Origin of the sequence: Streptomyces sp. NPDC058291 (genome assembly GCF_042880855.1) — a bacterium.
In the GTDB taxonomy this organism is placed as follows: Bacteria; Actinomycetota; Actinomycetes; order Streptomycetales; family Streptomycetaceae; genus Streptomyces.
Window position 1 is genome coordinate 1 of record NZ_JBHVYK010000007.1, and the last position, 21713, is coordinate 21713.

A 21713-nucleotide genomic window follows, 5' to 3' on the forward strand; every position below is an offset into this window, starting at 1 on the left:
GTCCGGGGCCCGGCCCGCTCCCGGCTCGCGCACCACCCGTCCCGGCAACGGGGGCAGGCCCGCGCCGCGCGGCGGGGCCGGCCGTCCGGGGCCGAGGAACACGGGGACCGGGCGGCGGCCGGCCAACCCGCGGCTGCTGCGTCAGCGGATCTTCGTGTTCGTCGTGGTGACGCTGTTCGTGGCGCTCGGCATCGCCGTCGTCCAGGGCTGCGAGGGTCCCGCGCGCGGACTCGGCGTGCAGGACGGCGTCGTCCGGCGCCAGCAGGAGCACGTACGCCCGGCGACGGACGGGCCGGACAGCCCGCACCGCTTGAGCGGACTCGACGGGCCGGGCCCGCTCGGGGACTGACCGGGTCCGCCGGACACGCGGCGGCAGGCGCTTGCGAGCCCTGCCGAGAGTCGAGGCGCGGTCCGGCTCCGGACGGAAGCCCGCCGGGGACTGTCGTTCGGATCAGGCTGCGGGAGTCCGACGGTCCTGGTCACCGCCGTGAGCGGGGCTTGGTGCGTGCACCTGCAAGGCGGAGGAGGGGGACCGCCGTCGCGGCCCGAGGGACCGGCCCCACGCGCCCGGGCCGGGAACCGGCGGAGTCGACGCGGTGGGGCCCCTCCCGCTCGAACTGATCCAAACGACAGGCCCCACCGGGGCTAGGTCTGCGGCCGGCCCGTGGCCACCGCGTAGAAGGCGACCGCCGCCGCCGCGCCCACGTTGAGCGAGTCGACGCCGTGGGACATCGGGATGCGGACCCACTCGTCGGCGGCGACCAGTGCCTGGGTGGAGAGGCCGTCGCCCTCCGCGCCGAGCATGAGGGCCACCCGGTCCATGCGGTGCGGAGCCGCCTCGTCCAGGCTGCGGGCCTTCTCGTCCGGGGTGAGCGCCAGCAGGGCGAAGCCGGCCTCGCGGACCGAGTCCAGGCTCTTGGGCCAGCTGTCGAGCCGGGCGTACGGCACCGAGAAGACCGCGCCCATCGACACCTTCACGCTGCGGCGGTAGAGGGGGTCGGCGCAGTCCGGGGAGAGCAGCACGGCGTCCATGCCGAGGGCCGCCGCCGAGCGGAAGATCGCGCCGATGTTGGTGTGGTCGTTGACCGACTCCATGACGACGACCCGGCGGGCGGTCTGCAGGAGTTCGGCGGCTGTCGGCAGCGGTTTGCGCTGCATGGAGGCCAGCGCGCCGCGGTGGACGTGGTAGCCGGTGACCCGTTCGGCGAGCTCAGGGCTGACGGCGTAGACCGGCGCCGGGAGTTCGTCGATGACGTCGCGCATGACGTCGACCCACTTGGCGGAGAGGAGCATCGAGCGCATCTCGTACCCGGCGCCCTTGGCCCGGCGGATGACCTTCTCGCCCTCGGCGATGAACAGGCCCTCGGCGGGCTCGCGTCTGCGGCGCAGCTCGACGTCGGTCAGGCCGGTGTAGTCGCGCAGGCGCGGGTCGTCGGGATCGTCAACGGTGATGAGATCGGCCACAGGGTGATACTGCCTTGTCCTGGGTGTGGTGCCAACGGCTCGGAACGGTTGTGTTACCCGCGGTTACTCAGAGGTCGGCGGGCCGACGGCGACGACCGCGCCGATGACGATCACCGCCGGGGGCCTGACCTCCTCGGCGCGTACCCTCTCGGCGACCGTGGCGAGGGTGGCGTCCACGCGTCGCTGGGCGGCCGTCGTGCCCTCCTGGACCAGGGCGACCGGGGTGTCGGGCGACTTTCCGTGTGCGACGAGCGTGTCGGCGATCTTCCCGATCTTGTCGACCCCCATCAGGACCACCAGCGTGCCGGTGAGCTTGGCGAGGGACGGCCAGTCGACCAGGGAGCGGTCGTCGTCGGGGGCGACATGCCCGCTGACCACCGTGAACTCATGGGCGACTCCCCGATGGGTGACCGGGATGCCGGCCGCGCCCGGCACCGAGATCGAACTGGAGATGCCCGGCACGACCGTGCAGGCGATGCCCGCCTCGGCGAGCGCCTGGAGTTCCTCCATGCCGCGGCCGAAGACGTACGGGTCGCCGCCCTTGAGGCGGACGACCGACTTGCCCTGCTGGGCGTGCTCGATGAGCGCGTTGTTGATGGCCTCCTGCGCCATGTACCGGCCGTAGGGGATCTTCGCCGCGTCGATCACCTCGACGTGCGGCGGAAGTTCGGCGAGGAGGTCACGCGGGCCCAGCCGGTCGGCGATGACGACGTCCGCCTCGGCGAGCAGGCGGCGGCCGCGCACCGTGATCAGGTCCGGGTCACCCGGGCCGCCGCCGACGAGGGCCACGCCCGGGGTGCGGGTGCGGTGGTGGGGGGCCACGAGGGTGCCGTCGCGCAGGCCCTCGACGACGGCGTCGCGGACGGCCGCCGTGTGGCGGGGGTCGCGGCCGCTGGCCTGCGTGGTGAGGACGGCGACCGTGACGCCCTCGCTGTGGCCGGTGGCCGGGGTCCAGGCGGTGGCGGCGTCGGCGTCGTCGGAGCGCACGCACCAGACGCGGTGCGCCTCCGCCTCGGCGGAGGCCCGCCGGTTGGCGTCCGGGTCGCTGGTCGCGATCAGGGCGTACCACGCCGCGGCGAGGTCGCCCTCGGCGTAGGGGCGCTTCGACCACAGGAGCTCGCCCGCGTCCGCCATCGCCTCGACGGACGGGGTCGCCTCGGGCGACACGAGGTGCACGTCCGCGCCCGCCGCGATCAGGGCGGGCAGGCGGCGCTGGGCGACCTGGCCGCCGCCGAGGACGACGACCCTGCGGCCGGCGAGACGGAGACCTACGGGGTAGGCGGGGTGTTCGGCCATGAGGGTGCGGCTCCTCGTACGGGCAGAGAGCAGTGGGCGGGCGCTGCGGCTCTGGAGCGGCCCTGACGTGCGCATTTTAGAGGTGGCTTCAGCATGCGGCGGGGCCGGGGGGCAGCACAAGCGCATGCCCGCCGGCCCCGGAGCGGGGCGCTACTTCTCGGTCACACCCGCCGAGTCGAACGTCGCGACCTCGTGCATGGCGCGGGCCGTGCTCTGCACCAGCGGCAGGGCCAGCAGCGCGCCCGTGCCCTCGCCCAGACGCAGGTCCAGGTCGACCAGGGGGCGCAGACCCAGCTTGTTGAGGGCTGCCACATGGCCGGGCTCCGCACTGCGGTGGCCCGCGATGCAGGCGGCGAGCACCTCGGGGGCGATCGCGCGGGCGACCAGGGCGGCCGCGCCGGCGCTGACGCCGTCCAGGATCACGGGCGTGCGCAGGGAGGCGCCGCCCAGCAGCAGGCCGACCATGGCCGCGTGTTCGAAGCCGCCGATCGCGGCGAGGACGCCGATCGGGTCGGCCGGGTCCGGCTGGTGGAGGTCCAGCGCGCGTCGGACGACCTCGGTCTTGCGGGCGAGCGTCTCGTCGTTGATGCCGGTCCCCCGGCCGGTGACCTCGGCCGGGTCGGCGCCCGTGAACACGGAGATCAGGGCGGCGGACGCGGTGGTGTTCGCGATGCCCATCTCCCCGGTGAGCAGCGCCTTGTTGCCGGCCGCGACCAGATCGCGGGCCGTCTCGATGCCGACCTCGATCGCCTGCTTGGCCTCCTCGCGGGTCATCGCGGGGCCGGTGGTCATGTCGGACGTCCCGGCGCGGATCTTGCGGGGCAGCAGACCGGGGGTGCCGGGCAGATCGGCGGCCACGCCGACGTCGACCACGCAGACCTCGGCGCCGACCTGGGTGGCGAAGGCGTTGCAGACCGCTCCCCCGCCGAGGAAGTTGGCGACCATCTGGGCCGTCACCTCCTGCGGCCACGGGGTGACGCCCTGCGCGTGCACGCCGTGGTCGCCGGCGAAGATCGCGACGGCCGCGGGCTCCGGGATCGGCGGCGGGCACTGCCGGGACAGGCCGGACAGCTGCGCGGAGATGATCTCCAGCATGCCGAGCGCGCCGGCCGGCTTGGTCATCCGCTTCTGCCGCTCCCAGGCCTCGCCGAGCGCCTTGGCGTCCAGCGGTCGGACACTGGCGACGGTCTCGGCGAGCAGGTCGTGCGGGTCCTCGCCGGGCAGCGCGCGACGGCCGTACGTCTCCTCGTGGACGACCCATGACAGCGGGCGGCGCTTGGCCCACCCGGCCTGCATCAGCTCGGGCTCGTCCGGGAACTCGTCGACGTAGCCGACGCAGAGGTAGGCGACCACATCGAGGTGCTCGGGCAGGCCCAGCGCGCGGACCATCTCCCGCTCGTCGAAGAAGCTGACCCAGCCGACGCCGAGGCCCTCGGCGCGGGCGGCGAGCCAGAGGTTCTCGACCGCGAGCGCGGAGGAGTACGGCGCCATCTGCGGCTGGGTGTGACGGCCCAGGGTGTGCCGGCCGCCGCGGGTCGGGTCGGCGGTGACCACGATGTTCACCGGGGTGTCGAGGATGGCCTCGATCTTCAGTTCCTTGAACTGCTTGGCCCGCCCCTTGGGCAGCGACTTCGCGTACGCGTCGCGCTGACGCGTCGCCAGTTCGTGCATCGCGCGCCGGGTGTCGGCCGAGCGGATGACCACGAAGTCCCAGGGCTGGGAGTGGCCCACGGAGGGCGCGGTGTGAGCGGCCTCCAGGACGCGCAGCAGCACCTCGTGCGGGATCGGATCGCCGCGGAAGCCGTTGCGGATGTCCCGGCGCTCGCGCATGACCTTCAGGACGGCCTCGCGCTCGGCGTCGTTGTACGCGGGCGCGGCCGGGCCGGTGGACTGTGGCGCTTCTTCCACCGCGGCGGCCCGGCTCTCTTCCTCGTCGGCGGCCCTGGTCCGCAGGTCCTCCGGGTTCTGGGCGACTTCGGGGTCGACGACGGTCTCGCGCTCCGCGGTCGCGAGGGCGGGGGCCGCGACCGGGTCGCCGCCGCGAGGGGCGGGGACCGGAACCGGGGCCTCGGGAAGGGCGGCGACCGCCTCGGCCTCCTGAACCTCGACAGCCGGCCCGTCCTCCGCCTCGGGGGACGGCTGCTCCGGCGCGGGGATCACGGGGCCGTGCGGCGGGGCCGCGGCGAGGTGCGCAGCGGTAGCCGCCGTGCCTTCGACCGGCACGAACCGGCCCAGCGGCTGGACCGCCACGGGCTGCTCCGGACCGGCCTGGACCGGCGAGGGGGCCATGGGAGCGGCTGCGTGCGGGAGTGCGGCGTCGGACTCGTCGGCGGACGGCTGGGGGGCGGCCTGCTGGGCGGCGGTCGGCGCGGCCTGCACGGGCTGCGGGTGCGCGGCGGGCGGGGCGTCGACCACGAGGGGCACGACGGGCTCGGGGACGACGGCGGGCGCGGGAGCCGCTTCGACGGACTCTGCGGGCCGGGACGGCTGGGCCGCCTCTGCCGTTTGCGCCGTCTCGGCCATGTCCGCTGTGTCCGCCGGGGGCTCCACGAGGGCTGTCGCCGGCTCCGGCTGGGCGTTGGCCGCCACGGGGACGGTTTCCGGCTCCGGCTCCTGCGAGGGGGTCGTGTCCGTGGCGGACGCGTCGGCGTCCGCGGTGTGGGATGCCCCGTCCGCGCTCTGGACGGCGTCCACGGCGGGTGCGGGAGCCTGGTCCGACTCTTCCGCCTGCGGCTGCGGCTGCGGCTCGATCCCGGGGGCGGGCTGAACGGCCTGCACCACCACGGGCTCCGCCGCGACCTCGAGGGGCGTGGGGTCGGGGACCACCGGGTCGGGGACGACCCCGGTCTCGGGGACCTCGGGGACCTCAGCGGTGTGGGCGGCGGGCGGCTCCTCCGCGGACGCCGTCGGCTCCGGTGCTTCGGGGGTCACGGCCGGGTCGGGGACCGGTACGGCCTCGGGCTCGGGTTCGTGGACGACGTCGGCGACCGTGACCGCCTCGGATTCGGCCGCGGGCGTCTCCGACGTCTCGAAGGCTTCGGGGCGGTCCGCGGAGGGCTCGTCGGGGACCACGACGGGCTCCTGGGACCCCTGCGGCTCCAGAGGCTCCTGGGGCTGCGGGGACGCTTGCTCTTCGACAGGGCTCGCCGCCGCCGGCTCGGCCGCTTCGGCGGCGGTCGGGTCCGTCGCGGGGGTCTCGGTCGGGTCGGGCACGACGGTCTCCGCCGGCTCCGCTTCCTCGACCGCCTCAGGCGTCTCGGCCGGGTCGGCGGCGACCGGCTCAGCGGGCTGTGCGGGCTCGGCAGGCTGGGCCGGCTCGGCAGGGGCAGGCTGGGCCGACTCGACAGACTGTGCGGGCTGTGCCAGCTCGGCAGGGTGTGCGGGCTGGGCCGACTCGGCGGCCTGGGCCGGCTCGGCAGGCTCTGCCAGCTCGGCAGGCTGGGCCGGCTGGGCCGGCTCGGCAGGCTGGGCCGGCTCGGCAGACTGTGGGGGCTGTGCCAGCTCGGCAGGCTGTGCCGACTCGGCGGCCTGGGCCCGAACTGGCTCGGCAGGCTGTGCCGGCTCGGCGGGCTGTGCGGGCTCGGCGGCGTCGGTGACGTTCTCGACGTCGGTGGGCCGGGCGGCCTCCGGGGCGCCGGCCGACTGTTCGGCGGGCGCGCGCTCGGGGCCTTCCGCGGTCTCCGGCGTAGGCGCCTGCGCCGCTTCCCCCGGCTGTTCGACGGCGGCCACGGCGGCGTCCGCCGCCTGGTCGTCGTCGGCGGGGCCCTGCTGGGCCTCGGCCATCATCGCCGCGCCGAGCAGCTCACCGGGGTCGACGAGTCCGTAGCCCCGGGCGGACCGGCTCTCCTGCGCCGCCTCGGGCTCGTGGGTCTCCTGCGGGGCGCTCGCCGCGACGGCCTCGGTGGCGACGCGGGCCACCACGGCCTGGGCCACGCCCACCGGCTCGGCCTGCCGCGTCTCCGCTACCGCCGCCGGAACAACCGACTCCCCGGCCGGCCCGGCGGAAGCGGCCGGCGCCTGGGCCGTGGGCGATGCCGCACCCCAGGGGGACGCGCCCTGCGGGGGCATCTCCAGCAGCTGCGGGACGTCGGGGTACTCGGGCCCGGACGCCGACGGACCGGGCTGGCGCACCGGCACGCCCGCGGGGCCGCGGTCGGCGAGCGAGCGGACCGGGCTGGCGGAGGCGTCGGGGATCGGCGGACCGAGGTGCAGGGGGCGTCGCGGGGTCGCCTGGGGCGTCGACGGGCCGGGAAGGCGGACGGCGCTGAGATCGACCGAACCGCTGTCGCGGCCGGCCGTCTCGTGCGGACCGGGCTCGTGGACCGCCTCGACCACCGGTTCCGGCGCGGGCGGCGCCACCTCGTTGCCCCACGCACTCTGGGCGCCCGGCAGCAGCAACAGGTCTTCGTCCTCGGCGGTGGTCTCGGAGAGGTAGGTGTACGCACCGTGCGCGGGGGCGCCCGGCTGCTCCACCATGCCTGCGCTCTCCGGCAGCCCCTCGCCCGGGACCTGGCCGGTGTCCGTCATGCGTACCCCTCGCCCATCGGTTAGTGCTTCTACGGCCGGCTCACCCGGAGAGGCGCACCGACCGCCCCGTAGTGAAGAACGAGCGTCCGTGCCCAGCGGCACGAGCGACCCGCCCGAAAAAGCGACAAAGCCATTCAGTGGCATTGTCCCGGCCGTCGTCGCCTCGCGACAGCTTGATCGGCGAGGCTCCGCTGTGGACTGCGCCACGTTGCGCGTCCTCCGGTTCTGCCGTACCACACCCAACCCAAAAGGGAGGTGTTTTCCGGACATTGACCGACGAAGCGCCGGGCGAACGGAAGCGGTACGACGATCGGCCAGCCTACCGCGCGCGGTACGACAACAGGATCACGGGGAGGGCGGACCCGGTCACGGTCGGCGGTCGGCGAGAACCCCGGTGAGCAGGAACGCGACGCTCCGCTCCGTCTCCGTCCAGTCCCGCGTGTCGAGTTCGACGGACTGGACGAGGGCGCACTCGACGCCGTAACCGTGTTCGGAAAGGTCGCGGCCCACGCGTTCGGCCGCGTCGCGGGTCGCGGCGTGGGTGACGATGCGCTGCGGGCGGCGGTCGACGACCGCGGAGACCACGGCCGTTCCCCCGCCGCCGACCCGGACGACGTCCGGTTCGGGCAGGTCCTCCAGGACGTGCGGGGCCCCGCCGTGGACGATCTGGAGCTGGACCCCGTGGCGGCGCGCGGCGGCGTCGGTGCGGGCGCAGGCCTCCAGGTCCCGGTCGACGGCGATGACGGCGGCGCCCGCCCGGGCGGCCTCGGTCGCGAAGGCGCCGCTGCCGCAGCCGATGTCCCAGACGAGGTCGCCCACGCGCGGGCCCAGTCGGGCGAGTTGGGCCGCGCGCAGCAGCGGCGCCTCCCCCTCGCCGAGCCCGCCGCCGTACGCCTCGCCGGACAGCGCCCAGCCGCGCGGGCCGACGCCGGGGTCGCGGCCGGCGATCCAGCCGCCGTCGCCGGAGACGATCTGACCGGTGGGGCCGCCGATGACGATGACGACGTTGGGATCGCGCCAGGTGTGGTCGGCGGCCTTGTCGGAGGTGACGACGCTGACCTGCTCGCGGTCGGTGCCGAGTTCCTCGCAGATCACGAAGGTGCGGTGCACGCCTTCCATCAGCAGGCCGAGCTCGGCGGGGCCGGCCCCCGGAGAGGTCAGGACGGCGACCTTGGGGTGGGCGCGGCACACGTTCACCGCGCGGCGCAGGGTGCGCCGGTGGGCGACGACCACCTGGGCGTCGTCCCAGGGCATGCCGGCCCGGGCGAAGGCGGCGGCCACGGCCGAGACGGCGGGGACGACCTCGACCTCCAGGCCGAACTCGGGTGCGCGCAGGGCCCGTACGACGCCGAAGAAGCCCGGGTCGCCGTCGGCGATCACGACGGCGGTGCCGCGGTGGCCGGCGATGCGGCGGGCGGCCAGGGCTACGCTGCCGAGCCGGATGCGGTCCGCGGCGGGCGGCACCTCGGGCAGGGTCAGATGGTGGGCGGCGCCGGCCACCAGCGTGGCGGCGCCCAGAGCGGAGCGGGCCGCGGCGGTCAGCGGCGAGCCGTCCCAGCCGATCACGGTGACGCGGTCGGCCATCTCGTCAGTCTCCCCCGGGTTCACGCAGGCAGCGGGCCCCGTGAGGGTACCTGGTCGGGGCGTCCGGGGAGGGCGGTGGCCCCGGGGTCAGTTCCAGTCGGAGTACGAGGTGAAACCGCCGCTCTCCGCGAAGTGCTCCCCGCCGCCGTCCAGGTCCTCCGGGAGGAGGCTCCACACGATGTAGTCGGTGCGCACCTCGCTCCACCCGCCGTCCTCGGCGCGGACGCGCGCTATGCAGGCGCCGCGCAGCACGCCCTCGCTGATGCACCCGATCTTCTGGGCGACCTGCTGGGAGGCGGTGTTGTCGGCGGCCGTGCGCAGCTCGATGCGTTCGAACTTCTGGTCGGTGAGCAGCCACTGGGCGGTGGCCAGCGCCGCCTCGGAGGCGTAGCCCTCGCCGCGCGCCCAGGGGCCGATGATGTACGACAGCTCGGTGGAGCGGACGTGCCAGTTGGTCTTGGCCAGCTGGACGACGCCGACCAGGCGCTGGGTGAGGAACTCGGTGACGGCGAGGTCGAGGCCGCGGCCCGCGGCGCGTTCGGCGGGCGCGTGCTCGGTGATCCAGCGGCGGGCGGCCGCCTCGTCGAAGGGCTGCGGCACGGCGGTCCAGGCCCCGACCTGCTCGTCGTTCATCATGTCGGCCAGGGCGGGGACGTCGTCCTCGTCGAGGGGGCGCAGCACCAACCGCTCCGTGCTGATGGAGATGGTGGGGAAGGTGCTCGTCATGCGCCGCTCCGTAACCTTCGGGACCTCGTGAACCTGCCGACCCGTCAGGGCCCGCTGAACTGCCCAGCATGCAGCATGTCCGCCGGAACCACACCACGGGGTCCGCACCGGACGGCAGTGCGGACCCCGTGCGCGGCCACCGGTCCCCAGGCCGGCCGGTGTGTTCAGAAGGAGGCGATGACGGAACCGTCGTACTTGTCCTGGATGAACTTCTTGACCTCGGCGGAGGTGAGGAGCTCGGCGAGCTTCTTCACCCGCGGGTCGTCCTTGTGGCCGTCCTTGACGGCGAGGAAGTTGCCGTACGGGTTGTCCGTGGCGGACTCCAGGACGAGGGCGTCCGAAGCGGGCTTCAGGTCGGCCTCGATGGCGTAGTTGCCGTTGATGACGGCGGCGTCCACGTCGTCCAGGGAGCGCGGGGTCTGGGCCGCCTCCAGCTCCTTGAACTTGAGCTTCTTCGGGTTCGCGGTGATGTCCGCAGGGGTCGCGTCGTTGCCCACGCCGTCCTTGATGGTGATGAGCTTGTTCGCGGCGAGCAGCTTGAGGGCGCGGGCCTCGTTGACGCTGTCGTTCGGGACGGCGACCGTCGCGCCGCTCTTCAGGGCGTCGGCACTCTTGACCTTGTGGGAGTAGAGGCCGAGCGGCTCCAGGTGGACGGTGACGACGGGCACGATGTGGGTGCCGTTCTTCTTGTTGAAGTCGTCGAGGTACGGCTGGTTCTGGAAGTAGTTGGCGTCGACCGAGCCGTCCTCCGTCGCCGTGTTCGGCGTGACGTAGTCGGTGAACTCCTTGACCTCCAGGTCGAGTCCCGCCTTCTTCGCCAGCTTGTCCTTGACGAAGTTCAGGATCTCGGCGTGCGGGGTCGGGCTCGCGGCGACGACCAGCGGGCCGCCGGCGTCGGAGGCGGAGCCGGAGTCCTTGTCCGAGCCGCAGGCGCTGAGCCCCAGGGTGAGGGCGCCGACGGCGAGGACTGCGGTGGTGAGCTTTGCGGTGTTACGCACGAAAAGTGCCTTTCCTGAGGGTGTAGCGGCCCCGCGTGGGGTGTGCGGGGAGTCGGTGGGGTGGCCCTGGGCGGGCTCAGGCGATCTTGCTGATGTCCGCGGCCGCCGGCTCCTTCGCCTTCAGGAGGCGGAGCTTCGGCGCCGGGCCCGAGCGGCCGCCGCGGCGGTGCAGGGAGCGGGCCGCGTAGTCGCCCGCGAACTGGATGAGCGCGATGACGACGGCGAGGATCGCCACCGTGATCCACATCAGCTGGGTCTCGAAGCGCTGGTAGCCGTAGCGGATGGCGATGTCGCCGAGGCCGCCGGCGCCGACCGTGCCGGCCATGGCGGAGTAGCCGATGAGCGCGACGATCGTGGTGGTGGTGCCGGCGATGAGGGAGGGCAGGGCCTCCGGGACGAGGACCTTGCGCACGATGGTCCAGGTGTTGCCGCCCATCGCCTGCACGGCCTCGACGAGTCCCCCGTCCACTTCGCGGACGGCCGTCTCGACCAGGCGTGCGAAGAACGGGATGGCGCCGATGGCGAGCGGCACGATCGCGGCCTCGCGACCGATGGTCGTCCCGGTGATGGTGCGCGTGAAGTTCATCAGCGCGACCATCAGGATGATGAAGGGCATCGAGCGGGCGATGTTCACGGTCTGCCCGAGCACCTTGTTGGCGACGGAGTTCTGCAACAGGCCGCCCCGGTCGGTCAGGACCAGCAGGACGCCGAGCGGCAGGCCGCCGACGACGGCGATGAGCGTGGACCAGCCGACCATGTAGAGGGTGTCCCAACACGCCTGGGACAGCAGGGGCTGCATCTCGGACCAGGTCACTTGGCGTCCTCCTTCAGCAGCGCGGCGTCCCGGGCCGCGCTGTCCACGACGTCGATCTGCAGGCCCCGTTCGCGCAGGAAGCCGATGGGCACCACGTTGTCCTCGTAGCGGCCGGGCAGCTCGATGCGCATGCGGCCGATCTGCAGGCCGCCGACGGTGTCGATGGCGGCGCCGAGGATCGAGATGTCGATGTTGTAGGTGCGCGACAGCTGGGAGACGACGGGCTGGGTGGCGGCCTCGCCGTGGAAGGTGACGTCGACGACCGTGCGGTCGTCGGCGGTGGCCTCTCCGCCGACCGGGAAGAGCGCGGCGGCCAGTTCGGAGCCGGGGGTGGCCAGCAGCTCGCTGACGGTGCCGGACTCGACGACGCGGCCGTTCTCCATGAGCGCGGCGGAGTCGCAGATCGACTTCACCACGTCCATCTCGTGGGTGATGAGCAGGACGGTCAGGCCCAGCTGCCGGTTGAGGTCGCGCAGCAGCTGGAGGATGGAGCGGGTGGTCTCCGGGTCGAGTGCGCTGGTGGCCTCGTCGGACAGGAGCACCTTCGGGTCGCCGGCCAGGGCGCGGGCGATGCCGACGCGCTGCTTCTGACCGCCGGAGAGCTGGGCGGGGTAGGACTTCGCCTTGTCGGATAGGCCGACCAGGTCGAGCAGCTCCAGCGCCTTGCGGGAACGTTCGGTCCGCGAGACGCCGAGGATCTCCAGGGGCAGTTCCACGTTGTCCTGCACGGTCCGGGTGGACAACAGGTTGAAGTGCTGGAAGACCATGCCGATGCGGCTGCGCGCCTGCCGCAGCTCCCTGCCGGCGCGCGGTCCGCGGCCGGCCAGCGCGGTGAGGTCCTGTCCGGCGACGGTGACCGTGCCGGCGGTGGGGCGCTCCAGGAGGTTGATGCAGCGGATGAGCGAGGACTTGCCGGCGCCGGACTGGCCGATGACGCCGTACACCTCGCCTTCGCGGACGTGCAGGTCGACGCCGTCGAGGGCGGTGACCGCACGGCCGCGCGAGCGGTAGACCTTGCTCAGGCCCGTGGTGGTGATCACGTGGGGGTATCCGTCACTGTCGAGTGCGCGGGCGTGGGTGTGCCCGGGCGCACGGATGCAGGCTGTCAGGACGCGACACGGTTCTCGCTGTGGCGGGAGACCGGGGAGAAACCTGTGCGCGGGCGCGGCTCAGATCATGTACGGCGTGCGTGCGGCGTACGGACCTGCCACGGCGGCTCGCTTCGGGGCGCGAGCTCGGGGGTGGTGCGGGGGCCCTCTAGAAGGCGCACATTCGACACAGACAACGAGCACCGGGCGTCATGGTCGCCTCGGTCGCAGGGGTGCGGCGGCTCGTCGTGGTCATGAGCATCAGTAAAGCAGAAGTACGGTCCTGACGGGGACCGGCGTGTCCGCATGCTGGACACGCCTGGACGGCGTCCGGACGCGGGTCAGCGTCGGACGGAGATCTCCACGGCCCCGTCGGTGACCAGCGCCGACAGGGCGGGGGTCCGGCACCACGAGATCGGCGTCGAGCTCGTGGGGCTGGTGGGTTGTGGCCAACGCCACGGTCGTCATGCCGACGGGCCGCCCCGCCGCCAGGCCGGCCGGCGGGTCCGCGAAGACGGCGCAGCGGCCCGGGTCGACGCCGAGTCGGCGGGCGGCGAGCAGACAGGACTGCGGGTCGGGCTCGGCGCGGTCGACGTCGTCGGCGGTGCCGCGATGGGCATCCCCGAGCGCGGGTCGAGCCGTGCGCGGCAGCGGGTCGCCGAGGCCGTCGCCCGCGTCGGACGGCTGGAGGTGGACGGCGTCCCGCACGGCGGCGTCGACCTGCTCGGCAGCAGATCGGCGACCACCTGCACGGCGGGGGCGGCCGTGCAGCTCGGTCCGGGCGAGGTCCTCGGCGGTGATCCCGTACTCGCGCGCCCACCGCGTCCAGCCGCGCCCGACAGAGGCGGGGGTGGAGACCAGTGTGCCGTCGTTGTCGATGAGGAGGGCCTGCGCGGGGACCGTCCGGCTCGTCATGGTCGCGACCCCGCGTCGGGCCGCGGGGGCGACCACCAGGGGCCGATTCGGGCGTAATAAGGTCGCTGCATGCTTGATGCCCTGACGCTGGCGACCGGCGTCGCCGCGTTGCTCCTCGCCGCCTGGTGCGGCTGGGCCGCCTACCGTGACCAGCCGACGAAGGACTGGCACTTCATCGGGATGGCCGTGGTCTCGCTGCTGGCCGTGGTCCAGCTGGTGGTCGGGATCGTGCAGCTGACGCGGGGCGAGAAGCCGGAGCAGGGCACGACGATCTTCGTGGCGTATCTGCTGGGGGCGTTCGCCTGCGTTCCGACGGCGGGCTTCATGTCGCTCGCCGAGCGGACCCGCTGGGGTTCCGTGACGGTCGCCGCGGCCGGCGTGGTGCTCGCCGTGCTCGAGGTGCGGCTCTTCGACATCTGGGGAGGCTGAGATGACGGCGACGCAGGAGAAGCCGGGCCGGCTGATCAGCGGGCCCGGGCTGCTGCTGGTGTGGTTCTACGGCGTGATGGTGGTCGGGGCGGTGTCCCGGTCGGCGTACCAGATCGCCACCGAATTCGACCGGGCGCCGCTGGCGTACTCGCTGTCGGCGGTGGCGGGCGTGGTGTACGGATTCATCACGTACTCGCTGGTGCGCGGCGGGGAGACGGCCCGCAGGGCGGCGCAGATCTGCTGCGCCGCCGAGCTCGCGGGTGTGCTGATCGTGGGTACCTGGACGCTGGTCGAGCCGTCGGCCTTCCCCGACTCGACCGTGTGGTCGCAGTACGGGATGGGATACGTCTTCATCCCGGTCCTGCTGCCGCTGTCCGCGCTGTACTGGCTGCGGCGGTCCCGGACCGCCGCTACGCGGTAGCCGCGTACTCCCCCGCCTGCTTCTCCAGGACGATCATCGGCACGCCGTCCGCGCCCTGGGAGGTGCCGACGGTCTGGTAGCCGACGCGGCGGTAGAGGCGGAGGTTGCCCTCGCTGCGGTGGCCGGTGAAGAGGCGGAACTTCTTGGCGCCGCGCTCCTCGGACAGGGCCGACTCGGCGGCGCGCAACAGCCTGGCGCCGATGCCGTGGCCCTGCAGGCGCGGGTGGACGCAGAGCTTGCCGATGGCCGCGGCGCCGTCCTCGGTCAGGTTGCCGCGTACGCAGCCGACCACCTCGTCGCCCAGCCGGGCCACGAAGACGCAGTCGGTGGCGAGTTCCTCCCGCACCGACGCCAGGGTCTGGACGAGCGGGGCGATGCGGTAGTTGCCGTACAGCGCGGCTTCGCTCTGGAAGCACAGGTACTGCAGCCTGAAGATCTGCTCGGTGTCCTGCTCGCTCGCCACCGAGATGGTCACGCTCATGCCCATGTGCGCACGCCTCCCGCTCACCTGATCGCCTGTGGTCCCTCACTCCTATCCCCGCCCTTCGCGGGCCGCAACCTCCGGCGGCAGCAAACGCCGCAGACATCCCAGACATCGGGAACGTTCCGGTCCGAGACTGCCCTGTGAGATACCCAACTCCCCCGCGATCTCCCGGTAGGTGAGGTCCTCCGGCGACAGCAGGGCCTGCAGGAGACGGGAGCAGCGGCCCGGCAGACGGTGCACAGCCTCCCGCAGGGCGCGGTGGCGGGCGGCGGTGAGGGCGAGCTGCTCGGGACCGCGTTCCGCGTCGTCGGCCGGGTCGGTCGCGTACGGCTGTTCACGGCGGACCGTACGGCGGGTGCGGCGGGCCTCGGCGCGCACGGCCCGGCGCAGCCAGCGCTGCGGGTCGCGCGGCGGTCCGTCGGTGGCGAGGTGCTCCAGGAGACGGAGCCATACCGCCTGTTCCAGGTCTCCGGGTTCGGCGCCGGCGGCGTGGGCCTCGGCGGAGGCCTCCGCGGTGAGGAGCGGGCGCAGGGCGGTGAGCAGGTCGTGCGTCATGTGCCGGACGATGCGGCCGCCCGGGCGGCCGGTTGCCCGGGCGGCCGACTGTCACTCCAACGAGGACTCAGCCGTTGACGAAGTCGGCGCGGGCGAGCACTCCCGTGTCCGGGTTGTCCGTGAAGACCCCGTCGATGCCGGTCGCGAAGTAGGTGCGGAACGCGGCGAAGGAGTCGCCGTAGGCGTCCGCGTCGGCGCCCTTGCGGAAGTCCGCGGGCAGGAAGGGGTTCTCGTTGCGCATGGTGTAGGGGTGCAGGATCAGGCCGACCGCGTGGGCGTCCTTGACCAGGCTGGTCGGCTTGGTGAGCCGGCCGGCCGCGTCCTTCGGGATGACGAGGTCGAGGGTGGGGCCGATGCCCTGGGCGTACCCCGCGATCTCGCGCAGGCCGGAGCGGGTGATCAGGTCCGCGACCGTGCGCGGGTCGCCCGCCTCGACGAAGTCCCAGGGGCGGGAGTCCGCGGTGGACAGCAGCACCACCAGGGGGTTGTCCACCAGTTCGTTCAGCCGCTGGATGCTGGTGGGCTCGAAGGACTGCAGGACGACCGGTGAGTTCTTCCTGTCCTTGCCGTGCCGGTGCAGCAGTTTCGCGACCCGCTCCTCCAGGCCCAGCCCGAGCCTGCGGAAGTAGGTGGGGTGCTTGGTCTCGGGGTAGATCCACACCTGCTTGCCGCGCTTGCGGGTCTGTTCGTCCTGCCACTTCAGGACTTCCTCGAAGGTGGGGATCTCCCAGCGCCCGTCGTAGAGCGTGTTGTGCGGGCGGTTGGCCGGGATGCGCTCGATCGCACGCAGGGTCTTCAGTTCGGCGAGGGTGAAGTCCTCGGTGAACCAGCCGGTGGTGGAGACGCCGTCGAGCACCTTCGTGGTCCTGCGGGCGGCGAACTCGGGATGGTCGGCGACGTCCGTCGTGCCGCCGATCTCCGGCTCGTGACGGCAGACCAGGTGGCCGTCCCTGGTGGGCACCAGGTCGCCGGCCTCGACGATGTCGGCGCCCAGGTCCAGGGCGAGCTGGTAGGAGCCGAGGGTGTGCTCGGGGCGGTAGCCGCTGGCGCCGCGGTGACCAATGACCGTCGGGGTCGGCAGGCTCCGGAGGCCGCCTCCCTCGTGCCGCGCCTCGGCGGCTCTCGCCGTGCCGGACAGACCGAGGACGCCTCCGGTGGCGCCGAGCACGGCCGCGCCGAGGAGCGCCCGCCGTCCGGTTCCGCTCACGCCCGCCTGCTGGTTCGACTTCTGCGTGCCCTGCGTGCCCTGCGTGCCCATGGGGCCTCCTGCCGTCGGCTCGTCCGTGCGGGCCGATCGTAGGGGCGTGAACATGACCGTCGGGAGACCCCGGGCCCAACATGCGGGTGACAGGGGATGGCGTGTGGCGTACGGCGGGTGCGGGGTGTCCCCTACGCCAGGTGCGGAACAGCGCGTACCGCGATGTGACGGATCATCGGATCCGTCGGGTGGGACGGGTTCGGCGCGGCCGGCGGGGGGAACGCGGGTCAGTGGCGGTCGCGGTGGTCCCGGTCGCGGTGGTCCCGGTCGCGCAGGGCGCCGAGCGCGCCCTGGGCGACGAAGCGGTTCGCCAGGCGCACCCGGCCGCAGGCCTCGCGCGGCTCGCGGTCGGCCCGCGCCTCGACACGGGCCGTGTCCGGGCTCCCGAACCGGCGGCGGTCCCTGCGGGCCAGGACCGTCACGGGGGCGCCGAGCAGGCACAGCGGCAGGACGGCGAGGGCGACGGCGAGGACCACGGCTCCGCCTGTTCCGCGGCGTTGCCCCCACATTCCGGCCGGATGACGGACGGACGACGGATCGGCCGTACAGGTGCACGTACGTCAACAGTGCGTAAGACCCGGGTGACCCGATGTGCGTCCGGCCCGCCGCCGCGAGTATCGTCCTCACCTGCACATACTCATACCGTTTCCCCTTGACATCGGAGGGCTCGTTGTCCCGCTTCGCGCTCATCAAGGCAGTGCTCGGACCGGTCATGCGCCTGATGTTCCGCCCGCAGGTCGAGGGCGCGGAGCACATCCCCGGCGACGGCCCCGTCATCCTGGCGGGCAATCACCTCACGTTCATCGACTCCATGATCCTGCCGCTCGTCTGCGACCGGCAGGTGTATTTCATCGGCAAGGACGAGTACGTCACCGGCAAGAGCCTCAAGGGCCGGCTCATGGCCTGGTTCTTCACCGGGGTCGGCATGATCCCGGTGGACCGCGACGGCGGCCGCGGAGGCGTGGCCGCGCTGATGACCGGCCGTCGGATCCTGGAGGAGGGCAAGGTCTTCGGCATCTACCCCGAGGGGACGCGGTCGCCCGACGGCCGCCTCTACCGGGGGCGCACCGGCATCGCCCGGCTGACGCTGATGACCGGGGCGCCGGTCGTCCCCTTCGCGATGATCGGCACGGACAAGCTCCAGCCGGGCGGTGCGGGAATGCCCCGGCCCGGGCGGGTCACCGTGCGGTTCGGCGAGGCGATGGAGTTCTCCCGGTACGACGGGATGGACCGGGACCGCTATGTGCTGCGGGCCGTCACCGACTCGGTCATGACCGAGGTCATGCGGTTGTCGGGGCAGGAGTACGTGGACATGTACGCCACGAAGGCCAAAGCCGCGTAGGCCTCCGGCGGTCGGGCGGGGGCTTTCGTCGCCGGCGACTGCGGTTGCAGCCGGGGCTGCGGTCGCGACCGGGGGCCGCGGTTGCGACCGGGGGCTGCGGCCGGGCTTCCTGTGCCGGTGCGTTGGGGCTGCGGTTACGACCGAGGGCTGCGGCCGGGCGTCAGGTGCGGGTGCGTCGGGGGCAGGGCGCGCCGTTCTCCGCGCCCCTGAAGAGCGCCACCTGCGCCCGTGCGTCAGGTGCAGGTACGTCGGGGGCAGGGCGCGCCGTTCCCCGCGCCCCCGAAAGGCGCCACCCGGCGGCCGTGCTTCCCGTGCAGGTGCGTCGGGCGCTGGGCGCGCCGTTGCTCGCGGGCCTGATCACGGGCGCGGTCGTTTTGCCGCTCTCTGGCTGGGGTTCTCAGCCGGAGGTTTCCAGGTGCTGGCCTCTGAGCAGGAACCACGCCGCTGTCGCCGTCGCCAGCAGGACCGCCGCGCCCACCGCGGACGCCATGGTCAGGCCGTCGACGAACGCCTCGCGGGCCGACGTCAGCATCTCCCCGGCCGCGGTCGCCGGCATGTGACCGGCCGCCTCCACCGCGCCGCCCAGGGACTCGTGGGCGCCCGCCGGTGTGCCCGCGGGGGCGGCGAAGTCGCGGTAGACGCCCGTCACGATCGAGCCGAGCACGGCGATGCCCAGGGCCGCGCCGAGTTCGTACGCCGTCTCGGACACCGCGGACGCCGCACCCGCCTGGTCCTTCGGCACGGAGCCGAGGATGACGTCGGCGGTCACCGTGAAGGAGAAGCCGGCGCCCACGCCGACCACCAGCAGAACGGCCCCCAGCGCGGGATAGCCGGTGGACGGTCCGATCGCGGTCAGCGCCGCCAGAGCGAGTCCGATCATCGCGAGGCCGCCGCAGACCACGACCCGCACCGAGAGTCGACGGGCGACCCGGCCCGCCGCCAGGCCGGCCGCCACCGCGCCGATCGCGGCGGGCAGTTCGGCCAGCCCGGCCTCGAACGGGGCGCGGCCCTGGACGAGTTGCAGGTATTGAGAGAGGAAGAACACCAGGCCGGACAGGCCCAGGATGGTGAGCAGGTCGGCCAGGACCGCGCCGCTGAACCCCCGGTTGCGGAAGAGGCGCATGTCCAGCAGGGGGGCCGGGAGGGTGAGCTGGCGGCGGACGAAGCCGAGCAGCGCCGCCGCGCCCAGCACACCGGCGCTCAGCGAGGCCCAGGTGAGGCCGTGGGTGGCGGCCTCCTTGACGGCGTACACCACGCCGATCATGCCGACCAGCGACAGCAGGACGCTCGGCAGGTCCCACGGGCCGGGGTTCGGGGTGCGGGACTCGGGGAGCGTCCTGATGCCGACGAGGACCAGGACGACCATCACCGGCACGTTGATGAGGAAGACCGAGCCCCACCAGAAGTGTTCGAGCAGGAAGCCGCCGACGACGGGCCCGACGGCGGTGCCGGCGGAGGCGGTCGCGCCCCAGATGCCGATGGCCAGGCTGCGCTCGCGCGGGTCGTGGAACAGGTTGCGGATCAGGGCGAGGGTGGCGGGCATCAGGGTCGCGCCGGCCACGCCGAGCAGCGCCCGGGCGGCGATCATCGTCTCGGGGCTCGTCGCGTAGGCGTTGAGGACCGATATGAGGCCGAACGCCGTGGCCCCGGCGAGCAGGATGCGCTTGCGGCCGATGCGGTCGCCGAGGCTGCCCATCGAGACGAGCAGGCCGGCGATGACGAACGAGTAGACGTCACCGATCCACAGGAGCTGGGTGCCGGAAGGCGCGAGGTCCTCGCTGATGTAGGGGGTCGCCAGGCCGAGGACGGTCGCGTCGACGGCCACCAGCAGCACGGCGAGCACGAGGACGGAGAGTGCGAGCCAACGGTCGGGGCGCCTCACCGCCTCGGTCGTGGTCGTCGGCTGCAGGGTGCTGGTCATGATTCCTTCCTTCGTGGTGCGGGATGGCGAGATGCGGGTTCCCGAGGTGCGGGATCCTTTGGTCCTGCGGGATGCCTCAGCGCGCCGCCGAGCAGCAGTTCGACGACCATGTGCGGGAAGTCCTTCGGCGCGCCCTTGCCGCTCTGCACCATCCAGACGCCCGAGGCCAGCAGGCCGAACAACGCCTCGGTGAGCCAGGCCGGCGTGAGGTCGATGCGGAACTCGCCGCCGAGCTGACCGCGCCGGAAGAGAGCGGAGATCCGGTCGTCGATCCGGGTCCAGCCCTGGTGCTGCTCCTCGCCCTCGAACAGCTGGTTCTCGGTGTAGAGGAAGGCGAGCAGACCGGCGGCGGACTGGATTCCGGCGACCAGTCGGCGCACGGCGTCGCTCGCCGGGCCGTCGTCGAGGCGGGCCGCGTCCAGGGCGGACTCGCACTCGGCGATGCCGAGCGCCTCCAGGGCGCGGACGAGCGCGTCACGCCCGGCGAAGTGCCGGTGCAGCGTGGCGCGGCTGATCCCGGCCGCCTTGGCGACCTCGTCCATCGTCGTGGTGGATCTCCGGGTCAGCAGAGCGGCTGCGCTGCGCAGTACGTGGTCACGGTCGACGGCCATGAGACGACTGTAACCCATGTGAGACATCATTGTCTCACGCCGGGCGGACGTGCCTCAAGTGGTCGGCATCCGTTTTCGGCGGTCGGCGGTGGGCGGCCGACGGCAGCGAGGGCGGTCGGGCTGTCAGTGCCAGGGCAGGCGCCCGCGCCGCTCCCAGTACGGTCAGTGCCAGGGCAGGCGCCCGCGCCGCTCCCAGTACGTGCGCGGCTCCTCGGCGAGGGCGGCCAGCCGGTCGAGCTGGTCGTCGTCCAGGTCGACGACGGCCGCGTGCAGGTTGGAGGCGAGCTGGGCGGCGGTGGCGGCGCCGGACAGGACGACTCCCGCCCAGGGGCGGTGCAGAACGAGGGCGAGAGCGACCGCGTCGCATCCGAGGGAGGTATCGGCGGCGACCGCCTTCAGGGCGTCCGGCGCGTGCGGGCCGGCGAGACGGCCGTTGGCCATGCCCTCCTTCACGATCACCGTGAGCCCGGCGTCGTGGGCCTCGGCGAGAGCGGGGCCGGCCGAGGTCTCCAGCGCGTTGTACGTCGACTGGACGGTGCGGAAGAGGGGCTCCCCGTCGACCGTCACGGCCAGGGCGGCGCGGATCGCGTCGGCCTGGGCGGGGCCGCTGGTCGAGAAACCGACGGTGATCCCCCGGGCGGCGGCCTCGGCCAGCCGCGCGTGGAGCTCCTTGTCGGTGAGGGCCGGGCTGTCCGGGGTCACCGAGTGGATCTGGTACAGGTCGAGCCGATCGCCGAGCAGCTCGGCCGTCTCGGCGCGCTGGCGCTCGTAGGTCGCGAGGCCGTGGTCCTTGACCTCGTGCTGCTCGGCGTCCGTGGTCCAGCCGGCGGTGTAGGTGTAGCCCCACTTGCTGCCGACGACGACGTCGTCCACGTCGGGCCTGGCCTTCAGCCAGTCGGCCAGGAACTCCTCGGAGCGGCCGTAGGAGCGGGCCGCGTCGAAGTAGCGCACGCCCTGGGCGTAGGCCGCGTCGAGGAGTTCGTGGGTGCGGGCGCGCAACGCCTCGACGCTGCGGTCCGCTCCGAGGTCCTCGTTCCGGCCGAGGGTGAGGTAGCCGGGGCGGCCCACGGCGGCGAGGCCGAAGCCGATGTGACAGGTGGGGGTCGTTGCGGTGGCCAGTCGGGCGAAGGGCATCGCGGGCTCCGTGGGGTCGGCTCCGGTTCGGCTCCCGACCAACGTAACCCGCGACGACCTCGGCCTCGGCGCCCGACTCCCGACTCCCGACTCCCGGCAGTCGGCAGTCGGCTGCCGACAGCCGGCGTGGTCCCGCAGGCCGCCGA

General features: G+C 73.4%; 19 protein-coding genes and 1 pseudogene. 4 read left to right on the plus strand and 16 right to left on the minus strand.

What is annotated here, in order from left to right:
- A pseudogene (locus ACFVYK_RS05210) lies at positions 1 to 349 on the plus strand (serine/threonine protein kinase); the annotation flags it as partial.
- Between the two features lie 296 nt (positions 350 to 645).
- On the opposite strand, the gene ACFVYK_RS05215 reads toward ACFVYK_RS05210, so the two are convergent.
- The 9 genes from ACFVYK_RS05215 to ACFVYK_RS05255 all read right to left on the minus strand — a co-directional run bounded on the left by ACFVYK_RS05215 (position 646) and on the right by ACFVYK_RS05255 (position 13412).
- On the minus strand, positions 646 to 1464 hold the full coding sequence (locus tag ACFVYK_RS05215) for a TrmH family RNA methyltransferase (RefSeq protein WP_389768689.1): 819 nt from the start codon (positions 1462 to 1464) through the stop codon (positions 646 to 648).
- A 63-nt stretch (positions 1465 to 1527) separates the two neighbouring features.
- A complete protein-coding gene (gene cobA / locus ACFVYK_RS05220) occupies positions 1528 to 2760 on the minus strand; it encodes a uroporphyrinogen-III C-methyltransferase (RefSeq protein ID WP_389768692.1) in 1233 nt (410 codons plus the stop codon).
- A gap of 150 nt (positions 2761 to 2910) precedes the next feature.
- Positions 2911 to 7287, minus strand: a complete 4377-nt coding sequence (cobT, locus tag ACFVYK_RS05225) for a nicotinate-nucleotide--dimethylbenzimidazole phosphoribosyltransferase (protein WP_389768695.1) — start codon at positions 7285 to 7287, stop codon at positions 2911 to 2913.
- 366 nt (positions 7288 to 7653) lie between these two features.
- The gene (gene cbiE / locus ACFVYK_RS05230; protein ID WP_389768696.1) at positions 7654 to 8871 is read right to left on the minus strand and encodes a precorrin-6y C5,15-methyltransferase (decarboxylating) subunit CbiE; all 1218 of its coding nucleotides are present in this window, start codon (positions 8869 to 8871) and stop codon (positions 7654 to 7656) included.
- A gap of 87 nt (positions 8872 to 8958) precedes the next feature.
- Complete coding sequence (locus ACFVYK_RS05235; RefSeq protein WP_389768699.1) at positions 8959 to 9597, minus strand: GNAT family N-acetyltransferase; 639 nt, start codon at positions 9595 to 9597, stop codon at positions 8959 to 8961.
- 164 nt (positions 9598 to 9761) lie between these two features.
- On the minus strand, positions 9762 to 10595 hold the full coding sequence (locus ACFVYK_RS05240; protein WP_389768702.1) for a MetQ/NlpA family ABC transporter substrate-binding protein: 834 nt from the start codon (positions 10593 to 10595) through the stop codon (positions 9762 to 9764).
- A 76-nt stretch (positions 10596 to 10671) separates the two neighbouring features.
- Positions 10672 to 11409: a methionine ABC transporter permease gene (locus ACFVYK_RS05245; protein WP_389768704.1), complete on the minus strand. Its 738-nt coding sequence runs from the start codon at positions 11407 to 11409 to the stop codon at positions 10672 to 10674.
- Positions 11406 to 12449: a methionine ABC transporter ATP-binding protein gene (locus ACFVYK_RS05250; RefSeq protein WP_389768707.1), complete on the minus strand. Its 1044-nt coding sequence runs from the start codon at positions 12447 to 12449 to the stop codon at positions 11406 to 11408. The genes ACFVYK_RS05245 and ACFVYK_RS05250 overlap by 4 nt, the downstream gene beginning before the upstream one ends.
- A gap of 309 nt (positions 12450 to 12758) precedes the next feature.
- Positions 12759 to 13412 carry an HAD-IA family hydrolase gene (locus ACFVYK_RS05255; RefSeq protein WP_389768709.1) on the minus strand — a complete coding sequence of 218 codons (654 nt, stop codon included), beginning with the start codon at positions 13410 to 13412 and terminating at the stop codon, positions 12759 to 12761.
- 69 nt (positions 13413 to 13481) lie between these two features.
- Between ACFVYK_RS05255 and ACFVYK_RS05260 the strand changes: the two genes are divergently transcribed.
- Both ACFVYK_RS05260 and ACFVYK_RS05265 read left to right on the plus strand, forming a co-directional pair.
- Positions 13482 to 13841 carry a hypothetical protein gene (locus tag ACFVYK_RS05260; protein ID WP_389768711.1) on the plus strand — a complete coding sequence of 120 codons (360 nt, stop codon included), beginning with the start codon at positions 13482 to 13484 and terminating at the stop codon, positions 13839 to 13841.
- A 1-nt stretch (position 13842) separates the two neighbouring features.
- Complete coding sequence (locus ACFVYK_RS05265) at positions 13843 to 14262, plus strand: hypothetical protein (protein ID WP_389768714.1); 420 nt, start codon at positions 13843 to 13845, stop codon at positions 14260 to 14262.
- On the opposite strand, the gene ACFVYK_RS05270 is transcribed toward ACFVYK_RS05265, so the two are convergent.
- The 4 genes from ACFVYK_RS05270 to ACFVYK_RS05285 form a co-directional block, all read right to left on the minus strand.
- A complete protein-coding gene (locus ACFVYK_RS05270; protein ID WP_389768715.1) occupies positions 14252 to 14749 on the minus strand; it encodes a GNAT family N-acetyltransferase in 498 nt (165 codons plus the stop codon). The genes ACFVYK_RS05265 and ACFVYK_RS05270 overlap by 11 nt on opposite strands.
- 45 nt (positions 14750 to 14794) lie before the next feature.
- Complete coding sequence (locus tag ACFVYK_RS05275; protein WP_389768718.1) at positions 14795 to 15301, minus strand: RNA polymerase sigma factor; 507 nt, start codon at positions 15299 to 15301, stop codon at positions 14795 to 14797.
- Positions 15302 to 15368: 67 nt separating this feature from the next.
- A complete protein-coding gene (locus tag ACFVYK_RS05280) occupies positions 15369 to 16559 on the minus strand; it encodes a glycerophosphodiester phosphodiesterase (protein ID WP_389768720.1) in 1191 nt (396 codons plus the stop codon).
- A gap of 227 nt (positions 16560 to 16786) precedes the next feature.
- On the minus strand, positions 16787 to 17035 hold the full coding sequence (locus ACFVYK_RS05285) for a hypothetical protein (RefSeq protein WP_389768721.1): 249 nt from the start codon (positions 17033 to 17035) through the stop codon (positions 16787 to 16789).
- Between the two features lie 194 nt (positions 17036 to 17229).
- Between ACFVYK_RS05285 and ACFVYK_RS05290 the strand changes: the two genes are divergently transcribed.
- Complete coding sequence (locus ACFVYK_RS05290; RefSeq protein ID WP_389769019.1) at positions 17230 to 17901, plus strand: lysophospholipid acyltransferase family protein; 672 nt, start codon at positions 17230 to 17232, stop codon at positions 17899 to 17901.
- A 397-nt stretch (positions 17902 to 18298) separates the two neighbouring features.
- On the opposite strand, the gene ACFVYK_RS05295 is transcribed toward ACFVYK_RS05290, so the two are convergent.
- The 3 genes from ACFVYK_RS05295 to ACFVYK_RS05305 form a co-directional block, all read right to left on the minus strand.
- Complete coding sequence (locus ACFVYK_RS05295) at positions 18299 to 19822, minus strand: MFS transporter (RefSeq protein ID WP_389768723.1); 1524 nt, start codon at positions 19820 to 19822, stop codon at positions 18299 to 18301.
- Positions 19819 to 20433 carry a TetR/AcrR family transcriptional regulator gene (locus tag ACFVYK_RS05300; RefSeq protein ID WP_389768725.1) on the minus strand — a complete coding sequence of 205 codons (615 nt, stop codon included), beginning with the start codon at positions 20431 to 20433 and terminating at the stop codon, positions 19819 to 19821. Before ACFVYK_RS05300 ends, ACFVYK_RS05295 begins: the two co-directional genes overlap by 4 nt.
- 162 nt (positions 20434 to 20595) lie before the next feature.
- Positions 20596 to 21567, minus strand: coding sequence for an aldo/keto reductase (locus ACFVYK_RS05305; protein ID WP_389768728.1), 972 nt, complete (start codon positions 21565 to 21567; stop codon positions 20596 to 20598).
- Positions 21568 to 21713: the final 146 nt, after the last annotated feature.

Bases quoted from the DNA above. Each gene is read 5' to 3' on its own strand.
- cobA (WP_389768692.1), bottom strand. From the start codon at position 2,760: ATGGCCGAACACCCCGCCTACCCCGTAGGTCTCCGTCTCGCCGGCCGC.
- cobT (WP_389768695.1), bottom strand. From the start codon at position 7,287: ATGACGGACACCGGCCAGGTCCCGGGCGAGGGGCTGCCGGAGAGCGCA.
- cbiE (WP_389768696.1), bottom strand. From the start codon at position 8,871: ATGGCCGACCGCGTCACCGTGATCGGCTGGGACGGCTCGCCGCTGACC.
- ACFVYK_RS05235 (WP_389768699.1), bottom strand. From the start codon at position 9,597: ATGACGAGCACCTTCCCCACCATCTCCATCAGCACGGAGCGGTTGGTG.
- ACFVYK_RS05255 (WP_389768709.1), bottom strand. From the start codon at position 13,412: ATGACGAGCCGGACGGTCCCCGCGCAGGCCCTCCTCATCGACAACGAC.
- ACFVYK_RS05260 (WP_389768711.1), top strand. From the start codon at position 13,482: ATGCTTGATGCCCTGACGCTGGCGACCGGCGTCGCCGCGTTGCTCCTC.
- ACFVYK_RS05265 (WP_389768714.1), top strand. From the start codon at position 13,843: ATGACGGCGACGCAGGAGAAGCCGGGCCGGCTGATCAGCGGGCCCGGG.
- ACFVYK_RS05270 (WP_389768715.1), bottom strand. From the start codon at position 14,749: ATGGGCATGAGCGTGACCATCTCGGTGGCGAGCGAGCAGGACACCGAG.
- ACFVYK_RS05275 (WP_389768718.1), bottom strand. From the start codon at position 15,301: ATGACGCACGACCTGCTCACCGCCCTGCGCCCGCTCCTCACCGCGGAG.
- ACFVYK_RS05280 (WP_389768720.1), bottom strand. From the start codon at position 16,559: ATGGGCACGCAGGGCACGCAGGGCACGCAGAAGTCGAACCAGCAGGCG.
- ACFVYK_RS05295 (WP_389768723.1), bottom strand. From the start codon at position 19,822: ATGACCAGCACCCTGCAGCCGACGACCACGACCGAGGCGGTGAGGCGC.
- ACFVYK_RS05300 (WP_389768725.1), bottom strand. From the start codon at position 20,433: ATGGCCGTCGACCGTGACCACGTACTGCGCAGCGCAGCCGCTCTGCTG.
- ACFVYK_RS05305 (WP_389768728.1), bottom strand. From the start codon at position 21,567: ATGCCCTTCGCCCGACTGGCCACCGCAACGACCCCCACCTGTCACATC.